The 12,330-nt window shown below is 67.5% G+C and carries 14 protein-coding genes; 2 read left to right on the top strand and 12 right to left on the bottom strand.

The window, feature by feature from the left end:
* From rplT to infC, 3 genes are all read right to left on the bottom strand, one after another.
* A partial coding sequence (rplT, locus tag AC5RV2_RS09125; RefSeq protein WP_494092075.1) for a 50S ribosomal protein L20 occupies positions 1–425 on the bottom strand: 425 nt, incomplete at its 3' end.
* 116 nt (positions 426–541) lie between these two features.
* Entirely contained in the window at positions 542–736 is a 195-nt protein-coding gene (gene rpmI / locus AC5RV2_RS09120; RefSeq protein WP_127511693.1) for a 50S ribosomal protein L35, read from the bottom strand.
* A 146-nt stretch (positions 737–882) separates the two neighbouring features.
* Positions 883–1,911 carry a translation initiation factor IF-3 gene (infC, locus tag AC5RV2_RS09115; RefSeq protein WP_494092074.1) on the bottom strand — a complete coding sequence of 343 codons (1,029 nt, stop codon included), beginning with the start codon at positions 1,909–1,911 and terminating at the stop codon, positions 883–885.
* Positions 1,912–2,250: 339 nt separating this feature from the next.
* Between infC and AC5RV2_RS09110 the strand changes: the two genes are divergently transcribed.
* Complete coding sequence (locus AC5RV2_RS09110; protein WP_494067959.1) at positions 2,251–2,670, top strand: DUF1844 domain-containing protein; 420 nt, start codon at positions 2,251–2,253, stop codon at positions 2,668–2,670.
* A gap of 103 nt (positions 2,671–2,773) precedes the next feature.
* Here AC5RV2_RS09110 and AC5RV2_RS09105 read toward each other — a convergent pair whose 3' ends face one another.
* From AC5RV2_RS09105 to AC5RV2_RS09075, 7 genes are all read right to left on the bottom strand, one after another.
* The gene (locus AC5RV2_RS09105; RefSeq protein ID WP_494092073.1) at positions 2,774–3,622 is read right to left on the bottom strand and encodes an SseB family protein; all 849 of its coding nucleotides are present in this window, start codon (positions 3,620–3,622) and stop codon (positions 2,774–2,776) included.
* Between the two features lie 9 nt (positions 3,623–3,631).
* Entirely contained in the window at positions 3,632–4,372 is a 741-nt protein-coding gene (gene priA / locus AC5RV2_RS09100; protein ID WP_494092072.1) for a bifunctional 1-(5-phosphoribosyl)-5-((5-phosphoribosylamino)methylideneamino)imidazole-4-carboxamide isomerase/phosphoribosylanthranilate isomerase PriA, read from the bottom strand.
* Positions 4,373–4,420: 48 nt separating this feature from the next.
* Entirely contained in the window at positions 4,421–4,582 is a 162-nt protein-coding gene (locus AC5RV2_RS09095) for a hypothetical protein (RefSeq protein WP_494002387.1), read from the bottom strand.
* Between the two features lie 2 nt (positions 4,583–4,584).
* On the bottom strand, positions 4,585–5,226 hold the full coding sequence (gene hisH, locus AC5RV2_RS09090; RefSeq protein WP_494067962.1) for an imidazole glycerol phosphate synthase subunit HisH: 642 nt from the start codon (positions 5,224–5,226) through the stop codon (positions 4,585–4,587).
* Entirely contained in the window at positions 5,223–5,840 is a 618-nt protein-coding gene (hisB, locus tag AC5RV2_RS09085; protein WP_493977765.1) for an imidazoleglycerol-phosphate dehydratase HisB, read from the bottom strand. Before hisB ends, hisH begins: the two co-directional genes overlap by 4 nt.
* A gap of 54 nt (positions 5,841–5,894) precedes the next feature.
* Entirely contained in the window at positions 5,895–7,004 is a 1,110-nt protein-coding gene (locus tag AC5RV2_RS09080) for a histidinol-phosphate transaminase (protein WP_494092071.1), read from the bottom strand.
* A gap of 73 nt (positions 7,005–7,077) precedes the next feature.
* On the bottom strand, positions 7,078–7,431 hold the full coding sequence (locus AC5RV2_RS09075) for a LysM peptidoglycan-binding domain-containing protein (RefSeq protein ID WP_494092070.1): 354 nt from the start codon (positions 7,429–7,431) through the stop codon (positions 7,078–7,080).
* 296 nt (positions 7,432–7,727) lie between these two features.
* On the opposite strand from AC5RV2_RS09075, the gene lexA reads away from it, so the two are divergent.
* Complete coding sequence (gene lexA, locus AC5RV2_RS09070; RefSeq protein ID WP_494092069.1) at positions 7,728–8,477, top strand: transcriptional repressor LexA; 750 nt, start codon at positions 7,728–7,730, stop codon at positions 8,475–8,477.
* Between the two features lie 116 nt (positions 8,478–8,593).
* Here the strand turns inward: lexA and AC5RV2_RS09065 are convergent, their stop codons facing one another.
* Both AC5RV2_RS09065 and hflX read right to left on the bottom strand, forming a co-directional pair.
* Positions 8,594–10,633, bottom strand: coding sequence for an ATP-dependent DNA helicase (locus tag AC5RV2_RS09065; RefSeq protein ID WP_494092068.1), 2,040 nt, complete (start codon positions 10,631–10,633; stop codon positions 8,594–8,596).
* On the bottom strand, positions 10,626–12,167 hold the full coding sequence (hflX, locus tag AC5RV2_RS09060) for a GTPase HflX (protein ID WP_494092067.1): 1,542 nt from the start codon (positions 12,165–12,167) through the stop codon (positions 10,626–10,628). The genes AC5RV2_RS09065 and hflX overlap by 8 nt, the downstream gene beginning before the upstream one ends.
* Between the last annotated feature and the right edge of the window lie 163 nt (positions 12,168–12,330).

Genomic DNA, 12,330 nt, shown 5'->3' with positions numbered 1-12,330 from the left:
GGAGCGGCCTTGGCGGCGGCGGCAGGCTTGGCGGCAGCGGTCTGACGCTCGGCGGGAGCCGAAGTGTCGGCCGGCAGGGCGTCCTTGGCTACCTGCACCAGCGCGGCGAAGGCGCCGGCGTCGGACACGGCCAGCTCGGCCAGCATGCGGCGGTCGACCTGGACCTCGGCGGCCTTCAGGCCCTGGATGAGGCGGTTGTAGGTCAGGCCGTTGGCGCGGGACGCAGCGTTGATGCGCTGGATCCACAGGCGGCGGAAATCACCCTTGCGCTTGCGGCGGTCGCCGTAGCTGTACACGAACGAGTGCAGCAGCTGTTCCTTGGCCTTGCGGTACAGGCGGGACCGCTGTCCGCGGTATCCGGCAGCCCGGTCCAGGATGACCCGGCGCTTCTTGTGGGCGTTGACCGCCCGCTTCACACGTGCCACGTGCGTACTCCTTTTGATGATTGGTGCCCGGTGCTCGGCCGCCGCAATCGGCGGCCGGGGGCAAAACTAGCTGGATGGCCCTTGCGGCGTCACCGCGCGGACCGGAGGGGAGAAAATCAGATGCCGAGCATCTTCTTGATGTTGCGCACGTCGGCCGGAGCAACGATCTTGTCACCGGCAAGGCGTCGGGTCAGCGTGGAAGGCTTGTGCTCCAGGTAGTGGCGGCGGTTGGCCTGCTGGCGCTTGAGCTTGCCGCTGCCGGTGAGCTTGAAGCGCTTCTTGGCGCCACTGTGGGTCTTCTGCTTCGGCATGGCTGCCGTTCTCCTTACGTCTCCTCGGGTCGCTGCCGACCGTCGGCTCGTGCGGTGCCGCAAAAACGGGCACCGGCGGTTTACTTGTTTACCGGCGCCGGGCACAGAACCGTGCCCGGCGGTTGCCGGATGCTCTCTGTACGGTCTTAGTTCTTGGAACCGGACCGGCCAGCAGGTTTGGGTGCTGCAGGCCGCGCTGCCGGCTTGGGCCTGGCGGCGGGCTTGGGTGCTGCGGGCTTGGCCTCCGTGGCAGGTGCCGCGGGCTTCGCCGGAACCGCCGGCTTGGCCTCGGCCGCCGGCTTCGCAGCGGCCGGCTTTGCAACTGCCGGCTTTGCCTGAGCAGCAGGCTTGGCCTGCGCGGCCGGCTTAACCTCGGCTTCCGGCTCGGCAGCAGGCTTGGCCTCGGCCTCAACCTCGGGCTCCGCCTCGGCCGCAACCGCAGCCTCGGCTTCCGGCTGCTCCGCGGACTCGGCCTCGGGCACAACCTCAACCTCAACCTCAGCCGCGGCATCCGCCTGGGCAGGTGCTTCGGCGGTTTCCTCCGGCTGGCTTGCCATTGCGGCCAGGCCTTCCGGCATCAAGTCGCCCAGGCTCTGCGTCAGCGGATCCTGGTCGGCCGAGGTATCCACCTTCTCCTTCTTGGCCTCGTTCGTTGCCTTGGCGTCAGCCTTCTGGGCGGCCCGCCGGGCCTCTGCCTTGGCTTCGGCCTTGTTCTTGGTCGGGCCGATCACCATCACCATGTTGCGGCCGTCAATGCGCGGAGTCGATTCGATCACGCCGACCTCGGCTACGTCCTCGGCAAACTTCTGCAGAAGGCGGATGCCCATTTCCGGGCGCTGCTGTTCACGGCCGCGGAACTGGATCATGGCCTTGACCTTGTCGCCGGCCGCGAGGAACCTCAGCGCGTGGCCGCGCTTGGTCTCGTAGTCGTGCTTGTCGATCTTCAGGCGGAACCGGATTTCCTTGAGCACAGTGTTCGTCTGGTTCTTGCGCGCCTCGCGGGCCTTGACCGCAGCCTCATACTTGTACTTGCCAAAATCCATAAGCTTGCACACCGGAGGCTTAGCCTGCGGTGCGACCTCAACCAGGTCAAGATCCGATTCCGTGGCCAGGCGCAGGGCATCCTCAATACGGACGATCCCAACCTGTTCGCCGTTCGGTCCGACTAACCGCACCTCGGGAACGCGGATACGATCATTGATTCTTGGCTCGCTAATGTGTGGCTCCTGTCACTAAAATCGGCTGCCGCCTGCAATGAAAGAAGGCCTCCCATTGCAAACGCAATCGAAGGCCTCGAAGTGGCGGCAGGCGGAGACTCCCTGGAGTTCCACCGGCTGGCCCGGGCGCCTCACGCGAGGGTTTCCGGCTACAGCCTGCCGACCTAAACCCGGCAGCTCTGGCTAGCCATACCGACGGGTGGGAGAGGACTCCGCTTGCAGATCGGATCCTGCTCCGCACGTGCTGTGAGGCACATAAGTAACGAGATCCAATTGGTCTGTGACAAGCTTACCAGTATGAGCAGCTCAGATAACAATCCGCAGACCGACGGCCACCGCCACAGCTTCGCACCCGACGCCGGTTCTGCCTCCAGCCAGGAACAGGAAGTCCTGGGCCAGATGCGCGACATCGCCGAAGTACCGGCCGTGGAAGTCATCACTACCGCCGCCGTCCATCTGATGAGCGCCGCCGCCGTTAAGTGCGGCCTGGCCGCCGGAGAAGACGCCGAAGAGCTCAAGGACCTGGACGAAGCCCGCAAGCTGATCACCGCCCTGGCCGGGTTCGTCACCGCTGCCGCGCCGGAAATCGGCAGCCAGCATGCCGGACCGTTGCGCGATGGCCTCCGCTCCCTGCAGCTGGCCTTCCGCGAAGCCTCGGTCATCCAGGACGATCCGGGCAAGGGCCCGGGCGAGAAGTTCACGGGTCCGGTCAACTGACCGGCCCGAACTTCCAGAACTGACAAAGGACGACGCCGGTGCCACGCACCGGCGTCGTCCTTTTGTCTTTGCGCTTCTGGTTGAGGCGGCCGCTACGCGGGATTCAGCGGGTGAACTTCAGCTCCAGCGAATCCACCCGTTCGGCAAACTCCTGCCGGGACTGGAGCCGCTGTTGGATCCGTCCGGCCAAGGCGCCCAACTCCTCGCGCCCCAGCCCGTCCTGCACCTGCAGGACCAGGCGCAGCTCCGGGCCGTGGCCGCCGCCGGCCACCACGGCTCCATCTGCCGCCCGGACCGCGATCCCGGTCCCGGGCTCCACGAACGAGGCCATGACCGCCTCCTCGCCGCCCGTGGCCTCGGCCACCCACTCCAACAGCGCCGGATCGCGGTAGGAGGGCACCCACTCGTGCTGTTTGGCCAACGCCCACACTGCCGGCCGCCGGACCACGAACGTCAGGGCGGCGCCCGGATCCATAACCATCAGTTCGGCGTCTTCGGACACGGCCGCCAGGGCCGCCCGCGGCGCCTCCACGGCGACCGGCCGGGCCTGGGGATGCCAGGCTTCCAGGGCGGCCGTGTTGCTGAACACCGGCAGCGCCCGGCGCCCATCCGGCGCCTGCAACGTCACCACGGCCATGTCGGCCTGTTTATCTGCTGTCAGGCCGTGGCTGCCCTCGGCTTCTTCTCCCAGCGTCGCCACGATGGGCACGAAAACGCGGGCGTTGGCCAGGGCAGCCACTACTTCCGCTTCGCCGCCGGTTCCGGCAGCAAGCCATTGCAGCGCAGCCTCGTAGCCGGGATCCGCGCTGCCGTCATCGTGGTCGAACTGGTGAAGCGGATTTCCTTCACCGCTCAGGTCCCGGCCGGCCCAGCTTTGGCCGGCCGAGTCCCCCGCCCCGCCGGCTCCCGCCAGCGCAGCGGCAATATGGGCGGGCAGCTGCTTCTTGCCCATGCTGGTCTCTCAGCGCCGGCCGGCGACATCGAGGGCTTCGGGCAGCGTGAACTTGCCCGCGTACAGTGCCTTGCCCACAATCGCTCCCTCGACTCCCGCCGGAACCAGGTCGCGCAGTGTCCGCAGGTCATCCAGGCTGGAGATTCCGCCCGATGCAACCACCGGCTTGTCGGTCCGCTCGCACATCTGCCGGAGCAGATCCACGTTGGGTCCGCGCAGCGTCCCGTCCTTGGTGACGTCGGTGACCACGTACCTCGCGCAGCCGGCGTCTTCGAGGCGGGCCAGCACCTCCCAGAGGTCGCCGCCATCCTGCGTCCAGCCGCGGGCCGCGAGCGTGGTGCCCCGGACATCGAGGCCGACGGCGATGGCGTCACCGTGCCGGGCAATGGCGCGTGCCGTCCACTCCGGATTCTCCAGGGCGGCGGTGCCTAGATTGACACGTGCGGCCCCGAACTCAAGCGCCCGCTCCAATGAGGCGTCGTCGCGGATGCCGCCCGACAGCTCCACCTTGATCTTCAGTTCGTCGGAGACGCGGCGCAGCACTTCCGTATTGTTGCCCCGGCCGAACGCCGCGTCGAGGTCCACCAGGTGCACCCATTCCGCCCCGTCGTTCTGCCACGCCAGCGCAGCGTCCAGCGGATCCCCGTACCCGGTCTCGCTGCCGGCTTCGCCTTGGACCAGCCGGACGGCCTGGCCGTCGGCAACGTCGACTGCGGGCAAAAGTTCAAGGATGGTGGTTTCGTTCGTCATGGTTCTTCCGCTTTCTGCGCGCCGTCAGCGGGCGCGGGATGGGTGTGGTTACTCGGCCGGGCCGAGGGTGAGCAAGTAGGCAGCCAGCAGCGACAGGCCGGCCAGGATCCAGAAGACGATCACCAACCACTTGGGCAGCCGCTGCTGCCGGAACGAGATGGCGCCGCCGGCCAGCAGCCCGGCCAGGCCCATCAGGAGGATGCTGCCCATGACTACCTCAGCGTCTTCAGCCAGTTGCGCAGCAGCTCCGCGCCGGCGTCTCCGGACTTTTCCGGATGGAACTGGGTAGCACTCAGCGGACCGTTTTCAACGGCCGCTATGAACGGGGCGCCGTGCGTGGACCAGGTCACCAGCGGGGGTGTCATCGCGGGTTGGGTGACATCGAAGTTCCAGTGCTGCACGCCGTAGGAGTGTACAAAGTAGAAGCGCTCGTCTTCGATCCCGGCAAACAGCCGGCTGCCCTCCGCGGCGTCCACGGTGTTCCACCCCATGTGGGGCACGACCTCAGCGGGCAGCGCTTCCACGGTTCCCGGCCATTCCCCGATGCCCTGCGACCGCACGCCATGTTCCACGCCTTCTTCGAACATGACCTGCAGGCCGACGCAGATGCCCAGCACGGGCCTGCCGCCGGCCACCCGCCGCCCAATCCAGCGAAGCGCGTCCACGGACTTGAGCCCCTTCATGACCGTTGCGAAGGCCCCGACGCCGGGAACCAGCAGGCCGTCGGCGTCGAGGACGTCGTCGGAGGCATGGCTCAGCGTGACGTCGGCACCCACATGCTCCAGCGCCCGGACTGCCGAGCGGACGTTCCCGGAGCCGTAGTCCAGTACGGTGACCTTGGGCGCAGCCGTCACAGGGCTCCCTTCGTCGAGGGAATGCCCTCGACACGTGGATCGGCTTCGACGGCGGCGCGAAGCGCCCGGGCGAAGGCCTTGAACTGGGCCTCGACGATGTGGTGGGGGTCCCTGCCGCCCAGCACGCGCATGTGCAGGCAGATCTGGGCGTGCAGCGTGATCGACTCGAAGACGTGGCGGGTCAGCGATCCGGTGAAGTGTCCGCCGATCAGGTGGTACTCCTGGCCTGCCGGTTCCCCCGTGTGCACCAGGTAGGGCCTGCCGGAGATGTCCACGACGGCGTGGGCCAGCGCCTCGTCCAGGGGCACCGTGGCTTCCCCGAAACGGCGGATCCCGGCTTTGCTCCCCAGCGCTTCCTTCAGGGCGTCGCCGATGGTGATGGCGACATCTTCGACGGTGTGGTGCGCGTCGATGTGCGTGTCCCCGCTGGCCTTCACCGTCAGGTCGACGAGCGAGTGCTTCGCCAGGGCGGTCAGCATGTGGTCGTAGAACGGCACGGTGGTGCTGATCTCGGAACGGCCGGTGCCGTCGAGATCCAGTTCAACCAGCACGGACGACTCGCTGGTGATGCGTTCGAGGCGTGCGGTACGTCCGGTGGTGGTTTCCACGGTCATGGGAGTCCTTTGACGAATTGGTCGACCGGCACGAGCCGGTTCGCTCTTACTAGTTTAGGAGACGGGGCTCGCCACGAGGGCCTTGACGCCGTCGAGGAAGGCTGTGGTCTCGGCCTCAGTGCCGGCGGTTACCCTCAGATGGCCCGGGATCCCGACATCGCGGATCAGCACGCCGGCTTCCAGCAGCCCCTGCCACACCGAGCGGGGATCCTCCAGCCCACCGAAAAACACGAAGTTAGAGTCGGACGGCGCCGGGTCAAGGCCCAGTCCGGCCAGCCCGTCGACAATGCGGTCCCGCTGCGCCTTGATGTCTTCGACGTTGGCCAGCAGCGCATCAGCATGTTCCAACGCGGCCAGGGCCGTTGCCTGGGTGACCGCGGAGAGGTGATAGGGCAAGCGGACCAGGCGCAGCGCATCGGTAATCTGCGGTGCGGCGGCGAGGTACCCGACCCTGGCGCCTGCCAGCGCGAAGGCCTTGCTCATGGTCCGGGAAACAATGAGTCGCTCCCGCCCCGGCAACAGCGTCAGCGCGCTCGGCGTTCCTTCGTGGGCGAACTCGGCGTAGGCCTCGTCCACGATCACGATGGCCTTGGAGGCCTCCCCCGCCTCATACGCCGCCTCCACGACCTCAAGGCCCAGGGCGGTGCCCGTCGGGTTGTTCGGGGAGCAAAGAACGACCACATTTGCCGCGGAGTCGGCCACGGCAGCGGCGGCAGCGTCCGGGGACAGTGTGAAGTCCGCCCCCCGCGGAACAGCCACATAATCCGTGTCCGTTCCGCTGGCCAGCAGCGGGTACATGGAATAGGTGGGCGGGAAGCTCAGCAGGGTGCGGCCGGGGCCGCCGAAGGCCTGGAGGATTTGCTGCAGGACTTCGTTCGATCCGTTGGCGGCCCAGATGTTCTCTGCGGTGAGGCCGTGCCCCAAGTAGCGGGCCAGCGCCGTCCTCAGCTTCGTGAACTCGCGATCCGGATACCGGTTTAGGCCCGCGGCCGCCTCACTGACGGCCGAGACGATGGCCTGACGGACAGCATCGGGCAGGCCATGGGTGTTCTCGTTGACGTTCAGGAGGACGGGAACCTCCAACTGGGGCGCACCATAGGGCTCCAAGCCCCGGAGATTTTCCCGCAACGGCAGGCGGTTCAGGCGTTCTAACTGCTCACTCACCGGTCCAGTTTAAGCTTCGGCCCGCCCGGGGCAGGAATCGGGCGGGCCGAAGCAGCTCATATTACGGCTGGTCTCAGCGCGCCGACGAGACCAGCAGTTGCTGTCCGGCGTGGACGATGTCCCCCTGCAGGCCGTTCAATTGCGCGATCTCGAAAATGACATCGTGAGGGTTGCGGTCCGGGGCGGACTGCACTGCTATGTCCCACAGTGTCTGGCCGCTGCCCACCGTGACAGTTGCCGCCGGCCCCGGTCCCAGCCCCCCGGCGGCGGCCATTGCCGGGGCCGTGAAGAAACCGATCAGGGTCAGGGCTGCGGCCGCGGCGAGCATCAGCGGCAGGCCGATCAGCAACAAACGGCCCCGGCGGGTCAGCCGCAGGCCTGTGCTGGTACGAACGCCGGCGGGCTGCGGTGCGAGCTGGGCGGACATGGTGCCACCTTTCCGATATTCGATCTATTTCGGCTGGTTTCGATCGTTTTGCGACCACATTCGAACGTATCTTCGAATTCGTCTCTTACAGTTTTAGCACTGGTGATCGAACATTGTCGAGACTCAGTCGAACAAATGTTTGAAATTCGCTACCGCCTCGCCTAGCGTTGTAAGCGTCGAACGGCAGTAAGAGCAGTGCATCAGCCGCCACCGACAAAACAGTTGAGACAACAGCCCATGTGCGGTTCCGCTACGGCGCCGGCGCAGGGACCACTACGGGGAGACCGGGGCCGGACATGTCGGAAGAGACCACCACCACTGCCGGAGCGAAGCGACGCGGCCGGCCCGTCAAAGTGGGACGCAGCCTGACGCCGCGGCAGAAGAAGATCCTGGAAACGATCCAGCGCTCCGTCATGTCCCACGGATACCCTCCGTCCATGCGCGAGATCGGTGACACCGTCGGTCTGGCAAGCCTGTCCAGCGTCACGCACCAGTTGGCCCAGCTCGAGAAGATGGGCTACATCAGGCGCGACCCCAAGCGTCCCCGTGCCATGGAAATCCTGACCCCGCTGACACTCGAGCACGGGGGTGTGGAAATCGTCGGAGTCGAGGAACCGCAACAGCTGCGCAGCTCCAGCGGCGTCGCAGTATCCGAGCTGACCACGTCATCCGACACGGCGATGGTGCCGCTGGTGGGACGGATCGCAGCGGGCGGGCCGATCCTCGCGGACCAGGCGGTCGAGGACGTCATGCCCCTGCCGCGGCAACTGGTGGGACACGGCGAGTTGTTCATGCTCAGGGTCTCGGGCGATTCCATGATCGATGCGGCCATCTGTGACGGCGACTGGGTCGTGGTGCGCCAGCAGCACACGGCCGAGAACGGCGACATCGTGGCGGCGCTGCTCGACGACGAAGCAACGGTCAAGACCTTCCGGCAGCGCGACGGCCACACGTGGCTGCTGCCGCAGAATACCCAGTACGAACCCATTCTGGGCGACCACGCAACCATCATGGGCAAGGTTGTCTCGGTGATGCGGGCCCTCTGACGCGCCCGCGTCTCCCGGTCCCCCGCTGCCGCCACCCCGGGATCCCTGCGCGCACGGGCGGTCCCCGGCCGGGTTGGCCCCGCTCGCTCCGGAATGGGCGTGCCCCCACAGCACGTTCAGGCTGCGGCCGAAGCCAGCCTTTCCAAGATCTGGCGGGCCGTGGCGCCGTCCTTGGTACTCCAGAAGGGCGGCAGGGCGCTGCGGAGGAAGCTCCCGTAGCGCGCTGTCGCCAGCCGGGAGTCCAACACGGCCACCACTCCACGGTCGTTTGACGCGCGGATCAGCCTGCCGGCTCCCTGGGCCAGCCGCACGGCCGCGTGGGTCGCCGAGACGGTCATGAAACCGTTTCCCCCGGACTGCGCCACGGACCGGGTGCGGGCAGTCGTGAGCGGGTCATCCGGCCGGGGGAACGGAATCCGGTCGATGACCACGAGCCGGCACGCGGAACCGGGAACGTCGACGCCCTGCCAGAGCGTCATCGTGCCGAACAGGCAGGTGTCGGGCTCTTCGGCGAATTGGCGGACCAGCGCACCCATCGACGATTCGCCCTGGCACAGGATGGTCAGGTCGGTGCGCCCGCGCATTTCGGCCGCGGCTTCTTCTGCCGCACGCCGCGAGGAGAACAGGCCCAGGGCGCCGCCGCGCGAGGCCAGCAGCAGCTCCTCGAGTTCATCGAGCTGTTCCGGGCTGGTGCCCCGGCCCGGCTTCGGTAGATGCGACGCCACGTAGAGCACGCCCTGCCTGGGGTAATCGAAGGGGCTGCCCACGTCCACGCTGGAATAGGCGGGCGCGCCGGCTCCGAGCAGTCCGAGCGACCCGGCGACGGCGTCGAAGGTTCCCCCGACCGACAACGTCGCCGATGTCAGCACAACGGTATGTTCGTCGAACAGGCCCTCACGCAGCCGGGACGCCACCGAGAGCGGTGCTATGTTCAGCGTTGCCGGCTGGTCGTCATTGGCGGCGTAGTCGCCGGTCTCGCCATAGGTACTGGGACGGGTCGCCCAGATGACCTCCCGGGAGTCCGGTGCGGACAGCAACCGTTCAGCCAGCTCCAGCACGGCCGAGAGCCGTGAGCGCGCCATCTGCCGTCCGCCGTCCGCTGCCCCCGCACCTTCGGGCTTCGAGTCGGAGAGCGCCGCGCGGGCCGCTTCCCGTACCTGCGCGAGCACCAGCTCATGCTCCTCGCGGAGGCCGGCCGCCAACAAGCCGGTCGGCACAGACTGCAGGACGTCCTCCAGGGCGTCGGCGGCGGAGTTCAAAGGCTCCACGCTGATCCCCGTGTGTTTGCGCGCCGTCGAGGCGGCGGTACGCACCATGGCGGCCGAGAGTTGCCCCGCGACGGCGCTGGTGACGCGGTCCTGCAGCTCATGGGCCTCGTCGATGACCACGACGTCATAGTCCGGGAGTACCGCGACGCCCTCGAAGGCGTTGATGGCCAGCATGGCGTGGTTCGTGATCACGATGTCAGCCTCTGTCGCGCGGCCCCGGGCCAGTTCGCTGAAGCACTCGGCGGCAAGGGGGCACTTCTGGGCGCCCAGGCATTCCATCGAGCCGACGGAGACCTGCCGCCAGGCCCGGTCGCTGACACCGGGCACCAGTTCATCCCGGTCCCCGGTTTCGGTCTCCTGTGCCCACTCGCGCAGGCGCACTACTTCCTTGCCCAGCGCGCCCGAGGGGCCGGAAGCGGACCCTGCGCCGGCCGGAGCAGGATGCGGAACCGCGTCCTCGCCGAGGCTGAACAGTGCCGCCGGCGCGTCCTCGTCCGGAAAGCCGCCCGCGAGCTTGTGCAGGCAGAGGTAATTGTTCCTGCCCTTGAGCAAAGCGACGTCCAGCGGCCTGGGAAGCTCGTCGGCGACGGCCTCCAACAGCCGGGGCAGATCCCGCTTGACGATCTGCGATTGCAGCGCCAACGTTGCGGTGGAGACGATGGCCGGCTTCTCCCCCTCCAGCGCCTGGACCATGAGCGGCACCAGGTAGGCCAGCGACTTGCCGGTGCCGGTGCCCGCCTGCACCAGCAGGTGTTGCCGGCGCTCGAAGGCCTCGGCTACTTTCGCCGCCATTTCGTGCTGGCCGGCACGGTGCTGCCCGCCCATCTCCTGAACGGCGACATCAAGCAGCCGCAACGCCTCCCCGGCGGGAACCTGGAGGTCAGTCATGCCGGAGGAACTGTTCCAGCTCCGATGCCAGGCCCTCGCGCACCATCACGTCGAGCCGCGTGCCGTCCCCGCCATGCTCCATGGAGAGGATCTCGGCGTCTTCGTTGTGCAGGCGGCTAATCACTTCGCCACGGTCGTAAGGCACCAGCAGCTGCAGCTTCACACTGGGCCGCGGGATCGTCTCGCTGACGAGCCGAAGCAGCTCATCGATGCCCTGCCCGGTCCGCGCCGAGACCACGACGTGCCGCGGTTCGCGCTGGCGCAGTCGCTCGACCACGAAGGGATCGGCGGCATCGGCCTTGTTCAAGACGACGATTTCCGGAATGTGCCGTGCTTCGATTTCGGTCAGCACCTCGCGCACTGCGGCGATCTGGCCCTCCGGGTCAGGATGCGAGACGTCGACGACGTGCAGGATGACGTCGGCGTCGGCAACTTCCTCCAGGGTGGAGCGGAAGGCTTCCACCAGCTGCGTCGGCAACGACCGGACGAACCCTACCGTGTCGGCGAGCGTGTAACCGATGCCGTCCGGTGTTTCCGCCCGGCGGACGGTCGGATCCAGGGTGGCGAAGAGCGCGTTCTCGACCAGCACACCCGCATCCGTCAGGCGGTTGAGCAGCGACGACTTGCCGGCATTCGTGTAGCCGGCGATTGCCACCGACGGCACGGCATTGCGGCGGCGGTTGGCGCGCTTGGTGTCCCGTGCGGGCTTCATGGCGGTGATCTCCCGGCGCAACTTCGCCATCCGGGTGCGGATGCGCCGGCGGTCCAGCTCGATCTTCGTCTCACCGGGCCCGCGGGAACCGATGCCTCCGCCTGCCGCCCCCACGCGGCCGCCGGCCTGCCGGGACATGGACTCGCCCCAGCCTCGGAGCCTGGGCAGCAGATACTCAAGCTGGGCCAGCTCTACCTGGGCCTTGCCTTCGCGGCTCTTGGCATGCTGCGCGAAAATGTCCAGGATGAGCGCGGTGCGGTCAATGACCTTGACCTTCACGATGTCTTCCAAACCGCGGCGCTGCGACGGCGACAACTCGCCGTCGACAATGACCGTGTCGGCGCCGGTGGACATCACAATGTCGCGCAGTTCCTGGGCCTTGCCGGAGCCCAGGAAAGTCCCCGGATCCGGCTTTAACCGGCGCTGGACAATACCGTCCAGCACCTCGGAACCGGCTGTCTCCGCCAGCGCCGCCAGTTCGCGCAAGGAATTGTCCGCGTCGTCGGCCGTGCCTTCGGTCCAGAGACCGGCGAGGACGACGCGCTCCAGGCGCAGCTGCCGGTACTCAACCTCGGTGACGTCTTCAAGCTCGGTGGACAGGCCGGCTACGCGCCGCAGGGCGCGGCGTTCCGCGAGATCCTGCTGGTCGCCGTCGAATTCGGAATGCTCGGCATCAAGTTCGGAGAGTGCCTGGGCTCTGCCGCCGACGCCCTGTTTGCCTCGCGCCGCGGTGTCGCGGGCCAGGATACGGTCGATGACCGCCTGGATCTCATCAGGCGTCATTTCCGGTTCCGGTGTCGGCTGGGGGTGGTTGGTGGTCATGCTCTCCTTCGAAATGTCCGTGGTCTTATCGTAGTCCTCCGGGATGCGACCGGCAGAGCCCGAAGATGCAGTTTGTGGATGATTCGCCAAAAGTCCTCCTGGCATGGGCCCGGGCGCTGCCGGGCGGGAAATGCGGGGCTGCCGGCGCCGGCCGGGCGGCAGG

This window comes from Arthrobacter sp. Y3225116, assembly GCF_059091245.1.
The sequence above is the reverse complement of the archived record's forward strand: the minus strand, read 5'-3'. Positions and strand labels throughout refer to the sequence as shown.